Genomic DNA, 25,693 nt, shown 5'->3' on the forward strand with positions numbered 1-25,693 from the left:
CGCGCAGAATCTATCAGGTGTAAATGACAGGCGCGTGACGGCCTATGCTTCATGAACGCTCGATTCGAGAGGAGGCGCAATATGGACCGATTCACCGGAAGTTGCCTGTGCGCAAACGTGCAGATCGTGGCGACGGGCCGCCCTTACCGGGTCGGCCTCTGCCATTGTCTGGACTGTCGCAAACACCATGGGGCGTTGTTTCACGCCTCCGCGATATTCCCTCAGGAGGCGGTGACCATTAAGGGCGAAACCCGCGACTACGCCGGACGGTTTTTCTGCCCCCGTTGCGGCTCGTCGGTGTTTGCGCGCAGCGGCGACGAAATCGAAGTGAATCTGGGGTCACTCGATGCACCCGACCAACTCAAACCCACTTACGAAAGCTGGACCGTGCGCCGCGAATCCTGGTTGCCGCCCTTCCCGCTCACCCGACACTACGCGGGTGATCGCGAAGGCATCGGGCGTTTCGAAGACGACTAACCTTTCAACGCCGCCTCAATGCCTGCAATGTCGATCTTGCCCATTTGCATCATCGCTTCGAAGGCGCGTTTGGCTGCGGCAGGATCCGGATCGGTGATCGCCGTCGACAGGGCATCACCGTCGTACCAGAGGCAAATCGTGTTTTTGCTAAACATGTGCGTTCTCCAGAATCGGACATTGGCCGGTTCATTCTAGCTCGACATCGTCAGCCAACATTCGCGCCCGGCGTTCGTTACTTCGCCACACTTTGTTCCTTGATATCGCCGCAAAAGATTTCGACGCTGCCATCGGTCGCCGCCGTGCGCACCACCACGGAGTAGTTACCGGCCAGCAAGGCTGACAGCTCGACCGGCGCGCTCCTCGAGAACGTCCAACCGCGTATCGGCTGACGCTCGGTGGTGACGGTATCGTTCATCGCGTAGGCCACCGGCCCCGGTTGCTGGCAGCTGCCTTTGTTGATGAAGCTGTAGAGACGCAGAGGCAAAACAGCACCACTGGGCGCACCGCTGATGAAGAAACTGAGCCCGGTTTGCTTGTCCCACTGGGACAGCGTGACATTGCCGATTTGACCGACGTTCTGCCGCGTGGCAACCAACGGAACATACACACTGTGGCCGGATGACGTGGTGCAGCCGTAGAGACTGCTGACGATCAATAGCGCTGCCAGCGAATGCCTGAGTTTCATGGCCAAACTCCTGCGAAAAGAACTGCAAAGGGAGATTAGCGGGTATAGCTCATTTATGGCGCTTCAGCCGCTGGCTGGCGGCCGGCTCATCAACAGGGCCAGGCAGGCGGACCGGCCAGCGGGCATTGCGCAAAAGCGCAAGACTTCCCGGTGAAAAGCCGGATAATGGCGGCCAATTTGAAGCTCGCAATCTGGTAACCCTCATGGAAATCAAGGTCAACTTTCTCGACAACCTTCGACTTGAAGCCAAGTTCGACGACTTCACGGTGATCGCCGATCAACCGATTCGCTACAAAGGCGATGGTTCGGCTCCGGGTCCGTTCGACTACTTTTTGGCTTCGTCGGCGTTGTGTGCGGCCTATTTTGTGAAGCTGTATTGCGAAACCCGCAATATCCCCACCGAAAACATCCGCCTGTCGCAGAACAACATTGTTGACCCGGAAAACCGCTACAACCAGATTTTCAAGATTCAGGTCGAGTTGCCGGCCGACATCTCCGACAAAGACCGCCAAGGCATTTTGCGTTCCATCGACCGTTGCACGGTGAAAAAGGTCGTGCAAGCCGGGCCTGAGTTCGTGATCGAGGAAGTGGAAAACCTCGATGCCGATGCCCAGGCGCTGCTGATGCCTGCTTCTACCTCAGAAGCAGGCACCTACATTGCGGGCAAGGATCTGCCGCTGGAGCAAACCATCGCCAACATGTCGGGCATTCTCGCCGGGCTGGGCATGAAGATTGAAATCGCTTCGTGGCGCAACATCGTTCCCAACGTCTGGTCGCTGCATATCCGCGATGCGAGCTCGCCGATGTGCTTTACCAACGGCAAGGGCGCGACCAAGGAAGGCGCGTTGGCGTCGGCGTTGGGCGAATTCATCGAGCGTCTCAACTGCAACTTCTTCTACAACGATCAGTTCTGGGGCGAAGAGCTCGCCAATGCGCCATTTGTGCATTACCCGGACGAACGCTGGTTCCAGCCTGGCCCTAAAGACGCACTGCCGACCGAGATTCTCGACCAATACTGCCTGAAGATTTACAACCGCGATGGCGAGCTGCGCGGCTCGCATTTGTACGACACCAACTCCGGCAATGAAGAGCGCGGTATCGTTTCGCTGCCGTTCGTGCGTCAGTCTGACGGCGAGGTGGTGTATTTCCCGTCCAACCTGATCGAAAACCTGTACCTGAGCAACGGCATGAGCGCCGGTAACACGCTGGCCGAAGCGCAGGTGCAGTGCCTGTCGGAAATCTTCGAGCGCGCGGTCAAACGCGAAATCATCGAAGGCGAAATGGCCCTGCCGGATGTGCCGCAGGAAGTGCTGGCGAAATACCCCGGCATTCTGGCCGGCATCCAGGGCCTGGAAGAGCAAGGCTTCCCGGTGCTGGTCAAGGATGCATCGCTGGGCGGCGAGTTCCCGGTGATGTGCGTCACCCTGATGAACCCGCGTACCGGCGGCGTGTTTGCTTCCTTCGGCGCGCACCCGAGCCTCGAAGTGGCGCTGGAACGCAGCCTGACCGAGTTGTTGCAGGGCCGCAGTTTCGAAGGCCTCAACGATCTGCCGCAGCCGACCTTTGAAGGCCATGCGGTGACGGAACCGAACAACTTCGTCGAGCACTTCATCGATTCCAGCGGCGTGGTCTCGTGGCGCTTCTTCAGTGCCCAGTCGGATTACGAATTTGTCGAGTGGGACTTCTCCGGCCAGGGTGAAAACTCCAACACCGAAGAAGCCGCGACACTGTTCGGCATTCTCGAAAACATGGGCAAGGAAAGCTACATGGCGGTGTACGAGCACATCGGCGCAACTGCCTGCCGCATCCTGGTGCCGGACTACTCGGAAATCTATCCGGTGGACGATCTGATCTGGGACAACACCAACAAAGCGCTGTTCTTCCGTGAAGACATCCTGAACCTGCACAGCCTGGACAAGGCCGGTCTGAAAGCACTGGTCAAGCGCCTGGAAGAAAGCGAGCTGGATGACTACACCGACATCACCACGTTGATCGGCATTGAATTTGACGACAACACCGCTTGGGGTCAGTTGACGATTCTGGAGCTGAAACTGCTGATCTATCTTGCCTTGCAGAAGTTCGACGAAGCGAAAGAAATGGTCGAGATGTTCCTGCAGTACAACGACAACACGGTCGAGCGCGGCTTGTTCTACCAAGCCGTGAATGCGGTGCTGGAGATGAAGCTGGACGAAGACCTGGAACTGGCCGATTACGAGGTCAACTTCCGTCGCATGTTTGGCAACGAGCGGATGGACGCCGTGATTGGCTCCGTGGACGGCAGCGTCCGCTTCTACGGCCTGACGCCGACGAGCATGAAGCTCGAAGGGCTCGACAAACACCTGCGCCTGATCGACAGCTACAAGAAGCTGCACACAGCGCGGGCCAACGTCACCACCAAATAGCCTTTCTGTTTTATGTAGGAGCGAGCCTGCTCGCGATGGACTCAAATGCGCTGCGTTTAACCAGTAAGCACGCGTTTCCGTTAACGACCATCGCGAGCAGGCTCGCTCCTACAACAGTTAAAAGTTGATCTTGAACCCCAGCATGGCGTCATAGCCATGACTGTCACCGTCGAACCCCTGCCGATAACCGGCCGAGGCCGTGAACGTGGTGCGCTGGTTGGCCTGGTAATCCACCCCCAGGTTGACCTCGCCCCATGTCCCCTGAATATCCGACTCAAACGGCACGTAACCCGACTGGGAACTGAACTCGGTTTTCGGCTGCCCTTTGAATTCATGCCAGACGCTCGGGCGAATCCAGCCGTTGGTGCGGCGTGCGGTCTTGTCCGTTCCTTCGGTTTCCCAGTCCCTGGCAATGCGCACGCCCAAACGCCCGACCAATGACTCCACGTCTTTGAACCGCACATTGGCCCCGGCGTCATCGCTGTCATCCAGGTCAACGGTACTGTAGATGGCCTGGAGTTGAGGTTCGACGTACCAGTTTTTGTCGACTGCGTAGGGGTAGCCGCTCTCCAGTGAAGCGGTGTAACCCCAGCCTCGGGATTCCAGTTCAGGCAACTCGCTGGGCTTGGCCTCGATATCGAAGCGGTTGACTTGCAGCACACCGTCCAGATACCAGCCCGAAGGTCCGAAATGGGTCCAATAGGCGCCCACCCCATACGCACGCAAGGTGTCCTGACCGGCCGCCAGGCCGTTGTAATGGCTGACGCCCGCATCGAGGGTGCCCGCCGACAGGGAAACACCCGCCTGATCATGGCTGCCATCTGTGTCGACCTTGCGATAGAGGTCGGTACCGACCTGGAACGCGGTCAGGTCATAGTTGTATTCCGGCGTGTTGCCCAAGGCATTTTTTCGATCCCCGTCCTGCTTGCCGCTGCGATAAATCACCCGTCCCCAACCCATCGACGGCGAATAGGTGGCCTGGTCCTCGGCGGGTAACGGGTCGCCAGGGTTGAGGCGCTCTTCGCCGACCCGTTCATGCAGGGTATCGACCATCGTCCGGCCGTAGACAAGGGCCAGCGCAGGCAGCGCACCATACAGCGAGACCTCGGGCCGGTAGTTTGGCACCGGGTCTGGTGTTGGATCCGGCGTTGGGTCCGGCGTTGGATCTGGATCAGGCCCTGGAGGATCATCCGGAATCAAGGCATCCGAGCGTAGATACCAAGTGTCCTTAGCGCTGCCATCCTCGGCGCCTTGTTGCAGACGATACTCATACGGCCCGGCGACGACCCGACGCGCGAGGCGGAAGGCATTCGGGTCGCTCGCCGTGGCAGACTTGTTGGTCAGCTCAACCACTGCAATCCCGTTGCCTTGGGTCACCTCCCCCAGGCCGCCAATGTTGCTGACGGAAACATTGGTAGCACCGCCGCTGCCTGTCGAGGTCGAGTCGACGACCAAAACGTCAGAACGGCTGTTTGCTCCCCCTTCGTTCAGTGTGCTGTTGAGCAGCAGACTGCCCCCGTTGGAAACGAACACCCCGCCCCCATCGGCACCGGCAGTGGTCGCGCCGCTGATAAGCAGCACGTTGCCCACGGTGCTGCTGCTCCCGGGCAGGTCAAGGGTGCCACTGTGGGTGAAACGACTCACGCCCAGCAATTGACCTTGCACCACACCGCCCGTTGAAGGCGTATTGGCCGATTGGCCCAGGGGTAAATAAGCCCCGCTGCTGTCGAAGTTGACGATACCGGAGGTGGGCTGGGACGCCAGGCGAATCAGACCGGTATTATCGATGCTATTGCCGGTCGCCGAACCCAGATTGCTGACCGCAACACCCCACGTATCTCGGGTCCCGCTGCCGGTGCTGTCGGCAAAATTGCGCAAGGTCCAGGTGCCTGAGTTGGCGACTTGGCTGACAGCGCTTGCCGCCGTGACCGAGCCAGTCATTTGCCCCGCATTATTGAGTGTGAACGTGCTACCGGTACCGCTCGCATCCGCATGGACGGCCGAATCGCTGAGCGCCGCAATGTTGCCCGTGTTGCTCAACACTTGCGTGGCACCGGCCAGGGTGACGCCGCTGCTGTCTGCCCATCCGCCCGAAATCGCCGCGCTGTTGCTGACGCTGACCGATCCGCCTTGCGCCTGCGCGTCGATCCCCGATGATCCGGTGCCCTTGGTGGTGATCGCCCCAGAATTGTTGACCGTCACATTGGCGGCGCCTGAAGCCTCGGCACGAATGCCCTGGCTGTTGCTGGCACCGAGCGTCTGGATCGCACCGGTGTTGGTGATCGTCTGCTGCCCGGTGGTTGAAAACGTGCGAATGCCCTGTTGTTGATTGCCCCGCGCAATGAGTTCGCCCTTGTTGCTGACATTGAGGCTGCCCAATCCGGTTCCCGAATCGAACGCGTTGCCGACCACGATGGCGGCGCCGGAACCGTTGACGTCGATACGCGGCCCGGTAAATGCCACATTCACATCGCCGCCCTGGGACAAGGCCTGCAGGCCGAACGAGCCGATGCCGGTGCCGTCGCCACCGCCGGTATTGGAGTGGGTGATGATCGTCCCGCCAGCATTGATGTCCACGGTTCCCGTGGCCGACTGGGTCGAGGCGTAGATGCCGTTCGCATTGCCGTTGAACGTCTCGATGCGATTGCCGGTGTAATCGACACGCACACTGCCCGCCCTCGCTTCGGCCCGAATGCCGCCTGCACCGGCGCCGCTGGCCGAGATGTCACCCGCGTAATCCACGGCGATGTTGCCACCTTCTGCACTGAGTATGATGCCGTAGGCGCGGGTGGTCGTCAGGCCACCGACGACATTGATATTGCCATTGCCCGTTACGTTCACGTCCCCGGTTCCGCGCTTGATCACGTAGATGGCGCGCGAACCGGTGATATCGGTGGTGCTGCCAACATTGAGCTGAGCATTGTTCTGGATGCTGATATTGCCCAGAGCCCCAACGTTATCGTTAACGTAGATACCGTGGCCGCCGCCACCGGTCGTGGTGATCGTGCCATCGTTGACCACGGCAATGCTGCCGGTAGTCGAGAGCGCGCGGATACCGAAGCCGTTCAACCCGTTGGTGGTGATCGAGCCGCTGTTGTGCAACGTGGTGTCGCCGGTGCCGCCTTCCGTAAAAATGCCAAAAGCGTTCATGCCGCGCCCTTCGACCGTGGCGGCATTATCGACCGTGGTGTTGCCGTTGATCGCACGGGTATGGACCCCGGCGTGATTGCCAACACCCGCGGTGGGCGACGAATCGTCGCCAATAGGCGGACCGCTGGACAGTTCGCTGGCGTTGTCGACGAGGAAACTGACGCCACTTGCGACGCTCACATTGACGTTACCGCTGCCCGTGCCTTTGGCCCAGATGCCGTTGCCGCCTGAGGTGGTGATCGAGCCGTTGCCGTTATGCGCCACATTGATCGCGCCACCGCCACTGGCATTCACATCGATGCCGTCGTGTTCGTTGCCTTCGACGGTATTGAGGATGGTCAGCGTAGTGCCGGACGTGACCGAGACGGTAGACAGTCCGGTATTGACGTTGGTGATCGCCAGCGCATCGAGTCCAGAGCCACCGAGGTTGACCGTGTTTACGCCACCATCAATCGTGAGCGTGGCATTCCCTGAACCACCCGCTCCTATCACGTTGGCGAAGACCGCGTTGGCGGCGGTGGGCGGCGTGCTGGTGATCGTGGTGCCGCTGAGGGTGATCGCCGAGTTGCCGTTATTGGCGCGACTGAGCACCGACGAGCCAATAGACGTGGTGATCGTCGTACCCGGTTGCGTGGTGATGGATGCATCAAATCCAGCCGCGGGCGTACAGGTTTGGGACAGGATATAGGCCCCGGGCGCCGCCGACCCGCACGCGGCTTGCGCATCCGGCAGCCAGAACGTGTTGATGATGACAAACAGCAAAGCACAGCGGCCGCCCAAGCTGTAATCGATGGATTCTGTCGCGGACGTGGATCGCATATTGACCTCCCAGTCTTGCTATACCGTTGGTTTGGTAACGTCGGTACTTCGTCTTCCCTGAAGTTCTGCTGCGCACCGTCATGAACGTTAGTTGATTTTCAATGCGGGCGACGAAAAAGCTGAAAAATCAGCACATCAGAACCGGGTGAGTCGCCGTTCGGCGTTATGACCCAGACCAAGCGTAGGTGCAGGCCCTTTTTCCATGTACCCTTCCGGCCGATTGCTTTCTGTCGCGAGGCTCTCACGCCAGATGGCACTCATCCCTATTTAAAGAATTGCCCCGGATTGTTTGTTCACGCATGAACGGCAACGTTTACCCGGGCGAGTAAGAGGCTGCAGTTGAACGAACAGACATTGTCCATGCGCCTGGAGCGCGTGGCGGCACATGTGCCGGCGGGTGCACGCCTGGCCGATATCGGCTCGGATCACGGCTACTTGCCGGTGGCATTGATGCGCCGTGGCGCCATTGCGATGGCGGTGGCCGGCGAGGTCGCATTGACACCGTTTGGTGCAGCACAACGCAGGGTGCGCGAGAGCGGCCAGGAACTGAATATCACCGTGCGCCTGGCCAACGGCCTGGCGGCGATCGAGCCGGCAGACGGGATTAGCGCGATCAGCATTTGCGGCATGGGCGGCGAAACCATCCGCGACATTCTCGACAGCGGCAAGGCGTGCCTGAGCGGCCAAGAGCGCCTGATCCTGCAACCCAACGGCGGCGAACAGCCTCTGCGCCAATGGCTGATGGACAATGGCTACCGCATCCTCAGCGAAGAAGTGCTGCGGGAGAACCGTTTCTACTATGAAGTCATCGTCGCCGAGCACGCCGGGCCGGTGATGTATTCCGCCAGAGAGCTGTACTTCGGCCCGCTTCAGATGCAGGCACGCAGCCCGGTGTTCCTGGCCAAGTGGCAGCGCTTGCTGCGTGAGAAGCAGCGGACCCTGAGCCACTTCGAGCGAGCGCGGCAGGTGCCCGAGGAAAAGGTACAAGACATCGCCCGGCAGGCTCGCTGGATCAGCGAAATGCTGGCGTTGAGCCCGGCCCAGGGGTCGTTCGACAGATCGTCGAGCGGCGAACAGGCTTGAGTCGAGTTACGCAAGGTATAAAGCCGTACGCATTCGTTTATACCGAGGCCTGCTATAGTCAGCCGTGAGTGTCTCAAGGCAATAGTTGCGCAAAAGCATTCTAATCAGGAGTTTTGTTATGCGAATCGTAGCGGCCGCTGTGTGTACCGCCCTGCTCTCCCTGGCCTTGCCATCGCTGTCCTATGCCGGTTCGGATTGTGATGATGCGGGCAGTGCCAGTGACGTCAGAAACTGTCTGAAAAACAACAGCGACAACAATCAAAAGGGTAAAGGCAATTGCAATGACAATGGCAATTGTGGAAAGGCCAAAGACAAGGCAAAAAACAAAGACTATGACGATGACGATTACTCGGTCAATTGCAAGGACATCAACAGCACGGTGCTACGCCGCCAATGTCTTGATAAACGCAGAGACTGATTGAATCGTCATTTTGAGTGAGCCAACACGCGACGCTGTTCGGTGTTGGCTCAATACAAAACCCAAGTCAGTCGCTCTTGGCGGTGGCCAGGTAATACGCAACCAAAGCGTTAGCGTGGCCATGCCCCATACCGTGTTCCGCCTTGAGCCAGGCCACCCTTTCCATATGCTTTTTGTCGTCTACTGTTTTAAGCAGGTTCAGCCAGTGGCTTATTGGTTGCCCGTACTTCTTTTCAATGGATGGGAAGTACGAGGCGGGGCCTTTGGTTTTTATCTCTTCAGTCACGATGCAAACTCCCTTTCGGCTCAACAGTCAGGCGACAAGTTATGTCGCGTTGCAAGTTGCGTGTGGAACGCTGTATTGAAGTGTTCAAATTAAAGCACAGGCTGATGCTTACGCGACCGGGGTCAAGTAGCGGACTTTTTTGGGAGCGAGCTTGCTCACGATGGCGGAGTGTCAGGCACAGGGATGTTGAATGGGCTGCCGCTATCGCGAGCAAGCTTGCTCCTACAGGGATTGCCCGTATCAACCCAGGCTTTCGCTGATCTGCGCCGCCAGTTGCGCCAGCATTCCCGGCACTTCCTGGACCATTTCGCCCATACGTGCAAAGTCGTGGGTCATGCCGGCTTTCACGTCCAGCACTAACGGCTGGCCCGCTGCGCGCAGTTTTTCGGCCCAGGCCAGACCTTCATCCAGTAATGGGTCGTACTCGGCCAGCCACAGCACGGTGGGCGTCAGTCGTTCCAGGCGTTCGGCGAACAGGGGTGAAAACCGCCAGTCGCTGCGGTCGGCCTCGCTGCGCTGATACTGCTGGTAGAACCACTCCAGCGTGGTGGCTTCCAGCAGATAGCCTTCGGCGAATCGCTCCAGGGACGGGCGTTTTTTCACGGCGTCGATCACCGGGTACAACAACACTTGCAGGCGTGGCGAAAGCGGCCAGGCCTGCGGGTCCTGAGCGATGGCAATCGATAGCGACGCCACCAGGCTGCCACCAACACTGTCCCCGGCCAGCGCCACCCGCTGCGCATCGAGCCGCAGCGCCGGCGCGCCGCTCGCCAGCCAGCGCGTCACGTCTTCGGCATCGTGGTAAGCGGTGGGAAAACGGTGCTCGGGCGCCAGGCGATAATCTGCCGACAACACGGCAAACTCCCCCGCTAGTGCCAAGCGTCGGCACAAGGTGTCGTGGGAATCGAGACTGCCCACCACGTAACCGCCACCATGGAAGTACAGCAACACCGGGAGCGGTTCGTTGTCCGACTGCGGTTTGGCGTAAAGACGTGCACTGAGCAAATGCCCATCGCGTGCAGGGATGCTCACAGCCGTCACCGTCAGTTCACCCACCGGCGCGGTATCGAGCAACTGTGAGGTCTGTTCGAATTGCTGGCGGGCCTCGTCCGGGGTCAACTCATGCATGGGCTGGCTCTTGCCGCTGAGGCGGCCGAACTCGGCCAGCTCAAGAAACCCTTCGATGTCCGGGTGCAGTGCCATGGGCGGTAGTCTCCAAAAAATAAACAGGCTTACCGTGGTAAACGAAGCGTGAGGGTTGTTCGTTAGGGCGAACTCGATAACCTCAGGCTGAATGAAAACCTGTGGCGAGGGAGCTTGCTCCCGCTCGGCTGCGCAGCAGCCGCAAATCCGCACAATGCGGTATGCATGAATAACCGCAGTGGCTGGTTTTAGGGCCGCTTCGCAGCCCAACGGGGGCAAGCCCCCTCGCCACAGGGAAGCCCACTCACCACAATTTATTGGCTCAGAGCTGGGGCACCACCTCCCGGCCTAACAACGCCACCACAGCCTCCAGACATTCATCCATTTGCAGAATATCGAAGTGGCTGGCCGTCACCGTTTGCACCTTGCGCAACCGCGGTTGCTGGCGTTCGAGGGTCCCGCGCTCCGCCGTCGGGTTGCCATCGGCCCACCAACAGCACAGCTCGGCTTGCGGTATCGGCAACGCATCGACCTGCCGCGACAGCGCCTTCAATCGCATGCTGACCATGAACGTCTGGGCCAACTCATCGGCACCAAGCAAGGCATACCCGCTGGCCTGCTCGCTTTGCGTGTCGATGACTGCACGAATGATCCGCGCCACAGCCTCGTGATCCCCCTCCGCTTCTGCATGCAACGCCCGTTCAACCACATCGGTATCAATGCCCAGCGTCGCGCCAAGAAATTCGGCCAGATCCACGCGCCACTCATCCGGGCTCGCTACGGCATTGGCTGGCGTCGGCACAAAGCTGTCCACCAGCCCGACGAACGCGGCGCGCTGCCCCTGCTGTTCAAGCAAATCAGCGACCATTAACGCCAACGCCCCGCCCAGCGACCAACCCAGCAAATGGTACGGCCCTTGCGGTTGCTTGCCTCGAATGGCTTCGACGTAATCCCCGGCCATTTGCGCCAGCGACGTGTCCTGCCACTGCCGATCGAGCAGCATCCGGCATTGCACGCCGTAAACTGTGCGCTCGCCCTCCAGGCGCCGGGCCAGCGGCTCGTAGTCGAACACCGTGCCGAAACCGGCGTGCAGGCAGAACAGCGCAGGCTGATCGCCCACCACCTGATTGAGCAGCAACAGCGGTAGCGGGCACTGCCGCACAGGTTGTTCATCGACACCGGACAACCCGGCAATCGTCGGTTTGGCCATCATGTCGCGCAGTTTCAGCTGGAAGTCCGGCAGATTCAGAGCGCGGACTTTCGAGATCACTTTAAGGGTGCGCAACGAATCACCGCCCAGTTCGAAGAAGTTGTCGGTGATGCCGACCTTCTCGATGCCCAACACCTGTTGCCAGATGTCCGCCAACGCCCATTCCAGCGGCGTGCGCGGGGCCACGTAGTCGCGGCCCGTGAAGGCTGGATCGGGCAATGCCTTGCGGTCGAGTTTGCCGTTGGGCGTCAGCGGGAAGCGCGGCAGCACCACGACCTGCGTCGGCACCATGTAGTCGGGCAGGCTCTCGCGCAATGCCGCCTGGCAACGCGGGCCGAGGCCATCGTCTTCAGCCGCCACCACATAGCCGATCAATTGCGGACCTTGCCCGTTTTCCCGCACTACCACCAATGCATCGTTGACTCCGGCCTGCTCGCGCAACCGCGCTTCGATTTCGCCGAGTTCGATGCGAAAACCGCGCACCTTGACCTGATGGTCGATGCGCCCGACGTAATCAAACACGCCATCCTCGCGACGGCGCACCAGATCACCCGTACGGTACAGGCGCCCGCCTTCACGGCTGAACGGATCGGCAACAAAGCGCTCGGCGCTCTGCCACGGATGACGGTGATAGCCGCGTGCGACACCGCGCCCGCCGATGTACAACTCACCGACCATGCCCACCGGCAACGGGTTGAGGTCCATGTCCAGCACATGCAGGCTGCGGGCGCCGACGCGTTGGCCAATCGGCGCATACATCGCCTGGCACTGGCCATCGGCAGCGATTTTCCACAGCAGCGGCGTGACCACGGTTTCCGTCGGGCCGTAGCCGTTGACCAGGTATTGCGGCCTGAGCGTGTGCTTGACCCGTTCGAACGTGGCGTCCGGCACCGCGTCGCCGCCGAAGCAATAGATGCGCACCGGCGGTGGGTTGCCACCCTGCAGTTCGGCGTGCTCGGCCAGTTGCAGCAGGTACGCCGGCGGGAAGCAGGCGACACTGATGCGCTGGCGGTGCAGCACCGCCAGGGTCTGCTCAGCGGTCCACAACGTGTTGTCGCGGATCACCAGGGTCGAGCCGCTGATCAGCGCGGTGATCCAGCGTTCATGGGCACCGTCGAAGGCGAACGACATGAAATGCAATTCGCGATTGCCCGGGTCCATTTCGTACAGGTCGGCGATGGCTTGCACATGCATGCTCAACGGTCCGTGAGCCACGGCGACGCTTTTCGGTTTGCCCGTGGAACCCGAGGTGTAGATCAGGTAGGCCAGTTGTTCGGCGTGCACGCCAGGTTTCGGTGTTGCCACGTCGACTTCGAGATCCAGACGATCCACGGCAATCATCACAGTGCCCGGATTGAGCTGCGCAACATCGCGCAAGCGCTCCTGAGTCAGCAGCAGACGCATGTCACTGTCGGCCATCATGTAGCGCAGGCGCTCCTGCGGGTATTGCGGATCGAGCGGCACGTACGCAGCGCCGCACTTCATCACCGCCAACAACGACACCACCAGTTCCAGCGAGCGCTCCATGAACACGCCGATCACGTCCTCGGCCTGCACGCTTTGTTCCAGCAGATGCACCGCAAGGGCATCGGAGCGACGGTCCAGTTCGGCGTAGCTCAAGTGCTCGGCATCGCGATCGGCATGGCTCAAGACCAGCGCCGTATGATCCGGTTGCCGGCGTGCACGCTGACGAATCAGCTCGTGCACCGGTGTTTCATCACCGTCAGCCACCACCGGCAGCTCGCCGTCCAGCGCCCGCCCTTCGTCCAGGATCAGCAACCCCAGCTCGCCGACGGCACGCCCGGCGTCCTCGCACAGGCGCTGCATCAGGCTTTCCATGTGACTGCGCAGGACTTCGACGGTCGTCAGGTCGAACTGATCGCGCTGGTGCATGTACTCGATGCGCAGCCCTTCATCGAGGCTGACCATCAGGTCCATGGCGAAGCTGGTCAGGCCGAAATCGGAAACGTCCTCGAAACGCAGGGAGTCGCCGTTCCACTCGCGCAGCGTGCGGTCCACCGGCTGGTTTTCGAACACGATGATGCTGTCGAACAACGACTGTCCGCCCTGCCCGGCCCAGCGCTGGATATCGCCGAGCGGGGTTTGCTGAAAGTCGCGGATGTCGAGGTTGTAGGCCTGAATTTCCCGTAACCAGTCGCCGACGCGGGCCTCGGTCGGCACCGTGTTGACCACCGGCAAGGTGTTGATGAACAGCCCGAGCATGTTCTCCGAGCCGGTGAGGGTTTCCGGGCGACCGGACACCGTGGCGCCGAACGTCACCGTGCGCTGACCGGTGTAGCGCTGCAACAGCAGCAACCACGCGGCTTGCACAAGGGTATTGAGGGTCACCTGCTGTTGCTGGGCAAACGCTTGCAAACGTGCGGACCGCTCGGCACTCAGGTGCGTGTAGATCGCGTGATAACCCGCTTGCGGCGCCTTGACCGGCAAGGCGCGGGCCAGGTGCGTGGCGCCTTCGAGATTGTTGAGTTTGTCTTTCCAGAACGCTTCGCTGGCCTCGGCGACTTGCTGGCCGAGCCAGTCGATGTAGTCGCGATAGGCCGCAACCGGTTCGTGCTCCTCACCGCTGTAATGACGCAACACCTCACCGATCAGGCGCGACACGCTCCAGCCGTCCATGAGGATGTGGTGGTAAGTCCAGATCAGGCGAAAGCGGTCGTCCTCCAGACGCACCAGCAACAGGCGCAGCAACGGCGCACGGTTCAGCGAGAAGCCACGCTCACGCTCCTCGAAAGCCAATTGGCGCACGCGCTCAGGCTGCTCATCCAGCCCGCGCCAGTCCAGTTCGGTCAGCAACGAAGACGCGTGGCGCAACACCACTTGCAGCGGCTCCTTGTCGCCCTCCCACAGGAATGCGGTGCGCAGGATCGCGTGACGTCGGGCTGCGTCGGCCCACGCCTCGCGCAAACGTGCACCATCGACGCCGCGCACGCCCACTTCGATCTGGTTGACGTACAGCCCCGAATCGCCGTCCTGCACCGAATGGAACAGCATGCCCTGTTGCATCGGCGACAGCGGATAGACGTCCTCGACTTCGTCCGCCGTCAGTTCCAGCGCCTGATATTGCGCGGTACTCAGTTCGATTTCCGCTGCCGGCTCAACCCGTGTCGGCACGGGTTGAGCCGCCGCGAGCGGTTGGGCGACCGTCGCCAGTTCGGCGATGGTCGGATGGCTGAACACGTCCTTGGGGGAAATGCTCAACCCGGCTTTGCGTGCACGGCTGACCGCCTGGATCGAGACGATGGAATCGCCGCCCAGTTCGAAGAAGTTGTCCTGCATGCCAATCTGCGGCACTTCGAACAATGCCTGCCAAACCGCTTGCAGCGTTGTTTCCACGGCATTGCGCGGCGCAACGTATTCGCGCACTTGCTGGTCCGGCTGCGGCAATGCCCGGCGGTCGAGTTTGCCGTTGGGCGTCACCGGCAATTGATCGAGCAACAGTACGTGGCTCGGCTGCATGTGCTCGGGCAGCGCGTTGCGCAGGTGTTGCTTGAGTGGATCGATGGCGGCATCACCCACGACGTAGGCCACCAGCTGTTTGGATTTGCCGACATCGAGGGCGATCACCACGGCCTCGCGCACCTGTGGATGCTCCAATAGGCAGGCTTCGATTTCTCCCAGTTCGATGCGTAAACCACGGATTTTCACCTGATGGTCGATGCGACCGACGTATTCGATCACGCCGTCTTCGCGGTAACGCGCCAGGTCGCCGGTGCGGTACAGGCGCTCGCCCTGCGCACCGAAGGGGCTGGCGACAAAGCGCTCGGCGGTCAGGTCCGGGCGGTTGTGATAACCACGGGCCAGGCCGATGCCGCCCAGGTACAACTCGCCGACGCAGCCCGCCACTTGCGGTTGCAGGCTGTCGTCGAGGATGTAGGTCACCAGGTTGGCAATCGGATAACCGATCGGCACGCTGAAGCCGCCGTCATCGACACAGGTCCAGTGGGTCACGTCGATGGCCGCTTCGGTCGGACCGTACAGGTTGTACAAACCGACATGCGGCAACACGCCGAACAGGCTGTGCTGCAAATCCACCGACAGCGCTTCGCCACTGCACATGATCTGCCGCAGGCTGGCGCATCGCTCGAAGCCTTCGCCCTGGACGAAGGCCTGCAACATCGACGGCACGAAATGCAGAGTGCTGACCTGATACTGCTCAATCAGGCTGACCAATTGCGCCGGATCGCGATGGGCGCCCGGCTCGGCCACGGCCAGGCGTGCGCCGACCATCAGCGGCCAGAAGAACTCCCAGACCGACACGTCGAAACTGAACGGGGTTTTCTGCAACACGGTGTCGCGCCCGTCCAGCGGGTACGCGCCCTGCATCCATGCCAGACGGTTGTACAAGGCATCGTGACGGTTGGCCGCGCCCTTGGGTTTGCCCGTGGAGCCGGAGGTGTAGATCATGTAGGCCAGCGATTGCAGCTCGACCACGCAGGGCAGGTTTTCTTCGCTCAGGCCTTCGAGCAACGGCGCCATATCGTCCAGGCAGATCGCCGTGGTGGCGGCTGGAATCGGCAACCGCTCCAACAGATGACGCTGGGTCAGCAGCAAGTGCACGCCGCTGTCTTCGAACATGTGTTGCAGGCGTTCACGCGGGTAATCCGGGTCCAGCGGCACATAGGCGCCACCGGCCTTCATGATCGCCAGCAGGCCGATCACCAGCTCCAGCGAACGCTCGGCAGCGATGCCCACCAGCACTTCGGCGCCGACGCCCTGGCTGCGCAGGTAGTGTGCCAGTCGGTTGGCCTGTTGGTTGAGTTCGCGATAGCTGAGGGATTGGCCGGCAAACACCAGGGCCGGTGCGTCCGGGGTCTTCAGCACTTGATCTTCGAAACACTGGTTGACCGGACGCATATCCGACCAAGTCTGCGCGGTGCGGTTGAAGCCTTCCACCTGCTGCGTCGTTTGTGCGGCATCGAGCAGGCTCAAACGCCCCAATGGCTGCTGCGGCGCACTCACCATGGTATCGAGCAACGCGCGCAGACGTGTGCTCAAGCCTTCGATGGCCTCGGCGCTGAACAGCGCCGTGTCGTAGTTGAAACGCAGGTCCAGGCATTCGCCCAGCTCGGCGGCAATCGCCAGCGGAAAACTGGTTTGATCGTGATTGCTGATGCCGGAGAACTTCAATGCACTGGAATTCCCTTCCTCCAGCGCTTGGGCAACCGGATAGTTTTCGAACACCAGCAACGTGTCGAACAACGCCTCGCCAGAGTGACCGGCCCAGCGCTGCACATCCGCCAGCGGTGTGTACTCGACGTCGCGCAACTTGAGGTTGAGGGCCTGGATTTCATCGATCCATTGGCTGACCGTGCGCTCGGGGTGCGGCGTGGCGATCACTGGCAGGGTGTTGATGAAAAGGCCAATCTGCTGCTCGATCCCCTGCAACTCGCTCGGACGCCCCGACACCGTGGCGCCGAACGCGACGGTTTGTTGACCGGTGTAGCGCTGCAACAGCAACAGCCACGCCGCTTGCAGCACGGTGTTGGGCGTGACGCGCGCATGACGGGCGAACCCGCTTAGGCGTTCGGTGGCTGTACGATCCAGGCTCAGGTGCAGAGTGCGATGACCACCGCCCTGCCCCGCAACCGGCCCCGGCAGGGCACCGGCCAAACGGGTCGGCTCGGCGAACGTCTGCAACTGCTCCAGCCAGAATGCTTCGCAAGCGGCGCGATCACGGGTGTCCAGCCAAGTCATGTAATCGCGATACCGGCCAACACCCGGCGCGGGCATGGTTCCGGAATACCGTTGCAGCACTTCGCCGAACAACTGCGAAGTGCTCCAGCCATCCAGCAGGATGTGGTGGTTGGTGAAAATCAGGTGGTGCGTATCGCGGGCAGTTTGCACCAGCGTCAGGCGCAGCAATGGCGCCGCCATCAGGTCAAAACCGCGCAATCGGTCGTCCTCGGCCAGACGATCCAGCGCGTCAGTAACGTCGGCCTGATCGCGCCAATCGAACACGGTCAGCGGCAGCGTGGCGTCGGCGAGAATCACTTGCAGCGGCCGCGAGCCATTGCTTTCGCTGAAGAACGCGGCGCGCAAAACGTTATGGCGATTGAGCGTCTGTTGCCAGGCATCACGGAAGGCTTCGACGTCGAGGCCTTGCACATCCACGCGCATCTGCGGCACGTAGGCACCGGCATCTGGAGCGAACAGGCTGTGGAACAGCATGCCTTGCTGCATCGGCGACAGGGGCAGGATGTCTTCGATCCGGTTTGCGGCCAAAGGCAAAGCATCAAGCTGCACCTGATCGACGCGCACCAGCGGTACATCGCTCGGGGTCAAACCACCGGCACCGCTGAGGCAGTGTTCAATCAACCGCTGCAATTCCATGGCGTAGGCATCGGCCAGGCGCTGCACGGTTTGCGGGTTGAACACGTCACCGCTGAAGGTCCAGCTCAGGCGCAATTGCCCGGCATAGACCTGACCGTTGATGCTCAGGCCCCGGTCCATTGCGGCCGATTCACCCTGCTCGGCGCCACCGCTTTCCTTGGCCGGGCGCCACGGCGCGTGCTCGTCGAAGCTGGCGTCGAACTGGCCCATGTAGTTGAAGGTGACCTGAGGCGACGGCAGATCCTCAAGCCCGGCGTCGGCCAGATAGCGCAGGATACCGAAACCAATGCCCTTGTCCGGCACGGCGCGCAGTTGTTCCTTGACCGCTTTGATGCTGCCGGCCAGATCGCTGGCCGGGGTCAGTTTTACCGGGAAGATAGAGGTGAACCAGCCCAGCGTCCGGGTCAGGTCGATGTCGTCGAACAGATCTTCGCGGCCATGGCCTTCGAGCTTCACCAGCGTCGACGGCTGGCCGGTCCATTGGCCCAGCACCCGCGCCAGCGCCGTCAGCAGCAGGTCGTTGACCTGAGTCCGATAAGCCGCCGGAGCGTCCTGCAACAGTTGGCGAGTGAAGGTGCTGTCGAGCAGCGTTTCCACACTCACGGCATGGTGGCTGGCGAGGCTGCCTTGCGGATTGTCGGCAGGTAACTCGACCTGCACGTCGCGGAACTGGTCCTGCCAATAAGCGGCCTGGCGGGTCAGCTCAGTGCTTTGCGCATGGGATTGCAGGCGAGCAGCCCAGGCTTGATAAGCGCTGGTTTTCGCGGGCAGACGCAGCGGTTGAGCCTGCTGCGCTTGTTGATACGCGGTTTGCAAATCTTCCAGCAGCAAACGCCAGGACACGCCGTCCACCGCCAGGTGATGCACCACCAGCAGCAATCGCTGGCCCGCCGCGCCCATGTCCACCAGCAACGCACGCAACAGCGGGCCGTCCTGCAAATTCAGACTGGCTTGCGCGGCGTTGCACAGTTCCAGCAGTTCATCGGCGTTGGCAGCCTGTCGCTGCCACAGTACCTCGGCGCTGCTCCACTGTTCGGCCTGGGCCTGTTGCCAGACGCCATTGACCTCACACAAGCGCAGACGCAATGCATCGTGATGCTCCACCAATGCGGCCAAGGCCTGTTGCAGACTGGCGCTGTCCAGCGGCTCGCGCAGTTCCAGCAGCAGCGACTGGTTCCAGTGATGCCGCGCCTCGATGTCCTGCTCGAAAAACCAATGCTGGATCGGCGTCAGCAACACCTCACCACGCACCGCCCCCTGATCGATCAACAACCCTGCACTGCGCTCGGCGACCTTCGCCAGGCTCTGCACGGTTTGGTGCTGGAACAGGTCCCGCGGGGTGATGCGAATCCCGACCTGCCGCGCTCGGCTGACCACCTGGATCGAGATGATCGAGTCGCCGCCCAGCTCGAAAAAGTTATCGTCGATGCCCACGCGTTCGAGCTTGAGCACGTCTTGCCAGATCGCTGCCAACGCAGCCTGCATCTCATCCAACGGTGCCGTGTAGGCCTGTTGCGCCAGCGCGGCATCAGGCTTGGGCAAGGCATTGCGATCAAGCTTGCCGTTTCCGGTCAGCGGCCATTGGTCGAGCTTGATCAAGTGCGCCGGCACCATGTAATCCGGCAAACCGGCCTGCAAATGCTCGCGCAGGGACTGGCGCATATCGCCGTCGTCGCCGTTCGCGGTGAACCACGCCACCAGTTGCACGCTGCCATTGACCTCGGGCGCCAGCACCAGCGCCTGCTCGATGGCCGGATGGCTTTGCAGGCGATCCTGAATTTCCCCCAGTTCAATGCGGAAACCGCGAATCTTCACTTGATGGTCGATGCGCCCCGAGTATTCGATGCTGCCATCGGTGCAATAGCGGGCCAGGTCGCCGGTGCGATACAGGCGCCCTCCGGCCTCATCGGCAAACAGATCCGGGACAAACCGCGTAGCCGTCAGGTCAGCGCGCTGGTGATAGCCGCGAGCGAGGCCGGCACCGCCGACGTACAGTTCACCCACGCAGCCTTTGGCCACCAGGTTCAGGCGCGGGTCGAGCACGTACCAGCGCAGGTCGCCGATCGGCTCGCCCAGCGGCGAACCGTTGGCGCCGTCGAGATCGGCGCGGGACAGCGGTCGGTAGGTCACGTGCACCGTGGTTTCGGTGATGCCGTACATGTTGATCAGCAACGGTTGCCGGTCATCGAACGCGTCGTACCACGGACGCAGGCTGGCCACGTCCAGCGCCTCGCCGCCGAACACCACGTAACGCAGGGCCATGTTTTTCGCGTCGGCACAAGCGAACGGCATCAACTGGCGGAACGCCGACGGCGTCTGGTTGAGCACCGTTACACGCTCATCACGGAGCAAGTTCGCGAAGTCTTCTGGCGAACGACTGACCGCGTGGGGCACCACCACCAGTTTGCTGCCGTGGAACAGCGCACCAAAGATTTCCCACACGGAAAAGTCGAAGGCATAGGAATGGAACAGGCTCCAGACATCGTCGGCGTTGAAACCGAACCAATGTTCGGTGGCACTGAACAGACGCGTCAGGTTGCTGTGGGGCAACAGCGTGCCTTTGGGTTTGCCGGTGGAACCCGAGGTGTAGATGACGTAGGCCAGGTTCTGCGGCGCTGTCAGGTTCGGCAGGTTGTCGGCACTGGCCTCAAGCAGCCAGTCGCTGGCGTGATCGAGGCAGATCACTTCAATGCTGTCGTTCAACGGCAGGCGCGGCAGCAATGCGGAATCGGTCAGCAACAGGCGCGTGCCGCTGTCGGCGAGCATGTAGGCCAGGCGATCCTGCGGGTATTGCGGATCCAGCGGCACATAGGCGCCACCGGCCTTGAGGATCGCAACCAGGCTGACGACCATTTCCAGCGAACGCTCAAGGGCGATCCCGACCATTACGTCCGGGCCCACGCCGCGTTCGCGCAGGCGATGGGCGATGCGGTTGGCGCGGCTGTTCAGCTCGGCGTAAGTGAGGGTGGCGCCCTCGCCGGTCACGGCGATGTTGTGCGGATGCGCGGCAGCTTGCGCCTCGATCAATTGATGGGCGCACAGAGCGTTCGCCGGATCGCTGTTCAATACCGCGCTGCGATTCCAGTCGAGCAAGGTCGCGTGCTGCTCGGACTCGTCGAGCATCGGCAAATCGGCCAGGGCCACGCGGCTATCCGCGCAGATCGCCTGCAACAGGTTCAACCAATGCCGGCCCAGACGCTCGATGGTCGAAGCATCGAACAATTCGGTGGCGTAGACGAACGACGCGTGGATAGCCTCATCGCCCTCGACGGTGTCGAGCATCAGGTCGAACTTGGTGGTTTTTTCATCCCAGATCAGCGGCTCGACGCTCAAGCCCGGCAAGTCCCAACGCTGTGGATCAGCGCTGTCGCGCTGGTGATTGAACATCACTTGGAACAACGGCGTGTGGCTCAGGCTGCGTTCCACACCGAGGCCATCGACCAGTTGTTCGAAAGGCAAATCCTGATGGGCTTGCGCGCCAAGTGCTGCGGCTTTGATTTCAGCCAGCAACTGCACAAACGGCTTGTCCGCCTGGGGCTGGCTGCGCAGCACCTGGGTGTTGACGAAAAAGCCCAGCAGGTTTTCCACGTCCTGGCGGGTGCGGTTGGCAATCGGCACGCCGACGCGGATGTCCTGCTCGCCGCTGTAGCGATGCAACAACGTCTGCAACGCCGCCATCAACAGCATGAACAGGGTGCAACCTTCGCGGCGGGCGAGTTCGCGCAACTGCGCAGTCAATGCGGCTGAAACCTTCAGTTCGACGCTGGCGCCCTGCTGGCTAGGGAACGCCGGACGTCGACGGTCAGTCGGCAGGTTCAGTGGCGGGTGTTCGTTACCCAACTGTTGGTGCCAGTAATCAAGTTGACGCTCAGCTTCACCGGCCTCCAGCCATAGCCGTTGCCAGCGGGCGAAATCGGCGTACTGGATGCCCAGCTCCGGCAGCTGCGCAGGCTGCCCGGCACTCAGTTGCGCATAAAGTCGGGTGAACTCCTGCAACAGGATCGGCAGCGAACCGCCGTCGGTGACGATGTGATGAAAAGTCATGACCAACACGTGTTGCTCGGCGTCGAGGCGGATCAACCGGCAACGCATCAGCGGGCCATTCTGCAAGTCGAACGGCTGCTCGGCATTCAGGGCGATTTGCCGTTGCAGCTCGGCCTCGTCGCCCGCGCTGACGTCGACCAGCGGCGCGTCCATGTGCGGGTGGATTTTTTGCAGCACCTGCTGGTCGTCGAAGACAAACGTGGTGCGCAGCACTTCATGACGCTGCACCAGCGCGCTCAAGGTTTGCGCCAGTGCCTCATGATTCAGCGCGCCATTCAGGCGAAAGGCACCGGTCAGGTTGTAGGCGGTGGCCTGGGGCTGCATCTGCCAGAGGAACCACAAGCGCTGCTGCGCGTAGGACGCCGGCAGGGTGTCGACGCTGGGATCCCTTGGCGGAATCGGCAGCCGTTCCAGGGTCAGTCCCTGGGCGTGCATCTTTTGTTGCAACGCACGCCGGGCGTCCACGCTCAAGCCGCAGAAACGCTGGGCCAGGGTCATCATTCTGTCCGGTGCAGCACTCATCGCGCGTGTTCCTCATCCACTTCGTCGAACAACGCTTCGAGAGCGTCTACATCGTTTTCTTTATGTTCACTGTGCTGACGGAACTGCTCGATCTGCGCCGCCAGACGCTCCAGGGTGTCGCCTTCGAAGAACAGCTTGAGCGGGATCGCCAGGTTCAGTTGTTCCTGAATCCGCGCACGAATGCGCGTGGCCAACAGCGAGTGCCCGCCGAGTTCGAAAAAGTTGTCGTGCACGCCAACGCGCTCGACGTGCAGCGCTTCGGCCCAGATCGCCGCCAGCGCTTTTTCCAGATCGTTGCGCGGGGCGACGAAGGCGCTGCGGCGCACATCCAGATCGAGCAACGCCTGACGATCGAGTTTGCCGTTGGGCATCAGCGGGAAACCTTCCAGCACCTGCAAGCGCGTCGGTTGCAGGTGCTCGGGCAGCGCTTCGGCCAGGTGGCTGCGCAGCTCGTTGAGGCGGATGTCGGCGGTGTCAGTCGGGGACACCACGAAGCCCAGCAGTTGCGGACCGGTCGGGGTTTCGCGGGCAATCACCGCGGCGTCTTCGATGCCCGGAGCGTTGCGCATGGCCGCTTCGATCTCGCCCAGCTCGATGCGAAAACCACGGATTTTCACTTGATGGTCGACCCGGCCCAGATACTCCAGCACGCCATCGGCGCGATAACGCGCCAGGTCACCGGTGCGGTACAAGCGTTGGCCCGCCGTTTTCGCGAACAGGTCGGGCACAAAGCGCTCAGCACTCAGCGTGGCCCGTTGCAGATAACCCCGGGCAATGCCGGCACCACCGACATACAACTCGCCCTCAACGCCCACGGCCACCGGTTGCAGGTCCGGCCCCAGCACGTGGATGCGCATGCCGGCAATCGGTTGACCAATCGGAATACTGTCGTCTTCGCCGAGCGGTAGCTCCCAGGCCGAACACCACACGGTGCCTTCGGTCGGGCCGTATTCGTTGACCAGCGCCACCCCCGGCAATGCCTCGCGATGTCGTTGCACCAGCGCGTTACTGCACGCTTCGCCAGCGACAATCACGCAGGCCAGCGCCTGACGGTCGAGGTGTTCGAGAATCTGCGCGTGATAGGACGGCAAGGTCAGGTAGTGGGAAACTTCTTCCCGCTGGATCAACGCCGCCAGTTGCGCCGGATCCTTGTAGCTGTCTTCGTCCGACAGGCACAGGGTCGCACCCTGCCCCAACGCCCAGAAAACCCCGGCCACCGAGCTGTCGAAGGAGAACGACGAGAGCATCAGGAACGAACGCAACGGCTGACGATAGAAGGCACTGCGCGCCAGGGTCGAAGCCACGGCGTTGGCATGGCTGATCATCACGCCCTTGGGCTTGCCGGTGGAGCCGGAGGTGTAGATGACGTAGGCCAGGTTCGCGCTGTCGCCCTGGGGTTCAGGTTGAGTCGGCGACGCGGACCAGACTTCGGCACCCGGCATCAGGGAAACAACGTGTTCACTGAGCAACGCTTCTGGCAACGGCTGACAGGCCAATACCTGACGCGCCCCTGTGTCGGCGAGCATGAACGCCAGACGTTCAATCGGGTAGTTCGGGTCCAGCGGCAAATACGCCGCGCCCGCCTTCAGCGTGCCCAACAGCGCGATGACGATTTCCAGCGAACGCTGGCCGTAAACCGCCACGATCTGATCCGGTTTGACGCCTTGACCGCGCAAGGTATTGGCCACCTGGTTGGAGCGTGCATCGAGTTCGGCGTAGCTCAGGCGCTCACCGTTGACGCTCACCGCGATGCGCTGCGGGTGCAGCCGCGCCTGTTCGCTGAACAGTTCTTGCAGGAAGCGGCACGGCAACACCTGCTCGGTGGCGTTCGGGTTGAAGCTCTCGATCAATCGGTTCAGTTGCGCCTCATTGACCAGACCTGCCTGAGCCAGCGTCAGCTCGGGCACTGCGAGCAACTGGCGGCTGAACTCGGCAAACTGGGCCAGCCATTCGCTCAGCATCGATTCCGGGACTGTGCCCTCCGGACACGACAGCTGCAACCGCTCACCCTGAACCCGCAGGCGCAGGACTTCGGGGTTGGCATCGTCGACCTCGATAGCGGGTTCGACACCGGTTTCATAGACGAAACCATAACGCAGCGGCGCGGTGCCTTCGGCGCTCAACTCGAACTCGTTGAGGCAGTCGAGCCACGACAGCGATTGCTCAAGGTTGGCGGTAAACGATGCCAGCGCTTGTGCCAATGTTTGATGGCTGCGGTAATCGAAGGCCACCGGCAAGCGACGGGCGAAGCGTCCGAGGGTCGCAGTTGTTTGCTCGTTGCGCCCCTCTACTTGCCAGCCGATCAACAACTTGTCCTGATTGCCGATGCGCGCAACAAAGGCACTCCACAGCAGCAACACCACCTGTTCGGCCTCGACACCGAAGTCAGCGGCTGTCCGCTGCACGTCGCCAAACCATTGGCTGTCAGCGAGCATGGCCTGACGACGCACCCGCGCAACGTCGACCGCTTTTTCGAAGGGCAAGCGGTGCGCCACGACGAACTTTTGTTGCAGGTTGCGCCAGAACGCCGCGCCTTGATGGCCGAGGTCTTCGTCGCGCAGTTCTTGCTGCCACGCGGTGTAGTCAAGGTATTGCAGTGCTTCTTCGTCGACGGGCAGCGTTTCGCCGCGCAACAGACTGGCGAGTTCGCTTGAAAGCACGCGCAACGAGGCTTCATCGAAGCTGCTCGCCAGCGTCAGCACCGTGACCCAATGCTGTCCGTCAGCGGTCTCGACCGGCGCCACCGCCAGCACCCGGATCGGATCGTTGAGCATGGCTTCACGACTGCGCTCGAAGGCGTCAGCCACGCAAGGCTGGCGGTCCAGCAACGTGAGCGGCAGTTGATCGCACAGGCTTTGCACCGGCCATTTCATCCCCGGCAAGCGGCGATAAACCGTGCGCAGGGTTTCGTGGCGCTGGCCCAGCGTTTCAAGCGCTGCGCGCAAAACTTGCGCGGTCACCGGTTGGGCCAGCGGCAGCGTCAGGGCGGCAAACAGGGTTTGTCCAGCCAGTTCCTGGGCGCGCAGATAGAACGCCTGTTGGGCCGAAGTCTGGAATACGTCTACCGAAGGTTCGAGGGCAGTGGTGTTCATGTCGGGTGTCC

Annotated in this window: 10 protein-coding genes and 1 pseudogene; 4 read left to right on the top strand and 7 right to left on the bottom strand. The window is 61.6% G+C overall.

The annotated features are described in order from the left end of the window. The first annotated feature begins 81 nt into the window (after positions 1-81). Positions 82-477, top strand: coding sequence for a GFA family protein (locus tag CKW15_RS15185; protein ID WP_095059073.1), 396 nt, complete (start codon positions 82-84; stop codon positions 475-477). Here the strand turns inward: CKW15_RS15185 and CKW15_RS15190 are convergent. Both CKW15_RS15190 and CKW15_RS15195 read right to left on the bottom strand, forming a co-directional pair. Next, positions 474-587: pseudogene (locus CKW15_RS15190) on the bottom strand (VOC family protein); the annotation flags it as partial. The gene CKW15_RS15185 and the pseudogene CKW15_RS15190 sit on opposite strands and share 4 nt — an antisense overlap. Positions 588-709: 122 nt before the next feature. Next, a complete protein-coding gene (locus CKW15_RS15195; RefSeq protein WP_095059072.1) occupies positions 710-1,162 on the bottom strand; it encodes a hypothetical protein in 453 nt (150 codons plus the stop codon). A 203-nt stretch (positions 1,163-1,365) separates the two neighbouring features. Here CKW15_RS15195 and CKW15_RS15200 point away from each other — a divergent pair, with 203 nt between their 5' ends. After that, positions 1,366-3,564 (top strand): OsmC domain/YcaO domain-containing protein, encoded by a 2,199-nt coding sequence (locus CKW15_RS15200; RefSeq protein WP_095152355.1) that lies wholly within the window; start codon positions 1,366-1,368, stop codon positions 3,562-3,564. A gap of 117 nt (positions 3,565-3,681) precedes the next feature. Here the strand turns inward: CKW15_RS15200 and CKW15_RS15205 are convergent, their stop codons facing one another. Beyond that, positions 3,682-7,533 carry an autotransporter outer membrane beta-barrel domain-containing protein gene (locus tag CKW15_RS15205; protein ID WP_095059070.1) on the bottom strand — a complete coding sequence of 1,284 codons (3,852 nt, stop codon included), beginning with the start codon at positions 7,531-7,533 and terminating at the stop codon, positions 3,682-3,684. Between the two features lie 339 nt (positions 7,534-7,872). Between CKW15_RS15205 and CKW15_RS15210 the strand changes: the two genes are divergently transcribed. Both CKW15_RS15210 and CKW15_RS15215 read left to right on the top strand, forming a co-directional pair. Beyond that, positions 7,873-8,616 (top strand): tRNA (adenine(22)-N(1))-methyltransferase TrmK, encoded by a 744-nt coding sequence (locus CKW15_RS15210; protein ID WP_095059069.1) that lies wholly within the window; start codon positions 7,873-7,875, stop codon positions 8,614-8,616. A 118-nt stretch (positions 8,617-8,734) separates the two neighbouring features. Further along, positions 8,735-9,034 (top strand): hypothetical protein, encoded by a 300-nt coding sequence (locus tag CKW15_RS15215; protein ID WP_095059068.1) that lies wholly within the window; start codon positions 8,735-8,737, stop codon positions 9,032-9,034. Between the two features lie 67 nt (positions 9,035-9,101). On the opposite strand, the gene CKW15_RS15220 is transcribed toward CKW15_RS15215, so the two are convergent. The 4 genes from CKW15_RS15220 to CKW15_RS15235 all read right to left on the bottom strand — a co-directional run bounded on the left by CKW15_RS15220 (position 9,102) and on the right by CKW15_RS15235 (position 25,682). After that, on the bottom strand, positions 9,102-9,320 hold the full coding sequence (locus CKW15_RS15220) for a DUF4287 domain-containing protein (RefSeq protein ID WP_095059067.1): 219 nt from the start codon (positions 9,318-9,320) through the stop codon (positions 9,102-9,104). Between the two features lie 240 nt (positions 9,321-9,560). Continuing rightward, the gene (locus tag CKW15_RS15225) at positions 9,561-10,523 is read right to left on the bottom strand and encodes an alpha/beta hydrolase (RefSeq protein WP_095059066.1); all 963 of its coding nucleotides are present in this window, start codon (positions 10,521-10,523) and stop codon (positions 9,561-9,563) included. Between the two features lie 262 nt (positions 10,524-10,785). Next, entirely contained in the window at positions 10,786-22,590 is an 11,805-nt protein-coding gene (locus CKW15_RS15230; RefSeq protein WP_095059065.1) for an amino acid adenylation domain-containing protein, read from the bottom strand. After that, positions 22,587-25,682 (bottom strand): non-ribosomal peptide synthetase, encoded by a 3,096-nt coding sequence (locus tag CKW15_RS15235; protein ID WP_095152356.1) that lies wholly within the window; start codon positions 25,680-25,682, stop codon positions 22,587-22,589. Before CKW15_RS15235 ends, CKW15_RS15230 begins: the two co-directional genes overlap by 4 nt. Between the last annotated feature and the right edge of the window lie 11 nt (positions 25,683-25,693).

This window comes from Pseudomonas sp. Irchel s3b5 (assembly GCF_900187435.1).
GTDB lineage: Bacteria > Pseudomonadota > Gammaproteobacteria > Pseudomonadales > Pseudomonadaceae > Aquipseudomonas.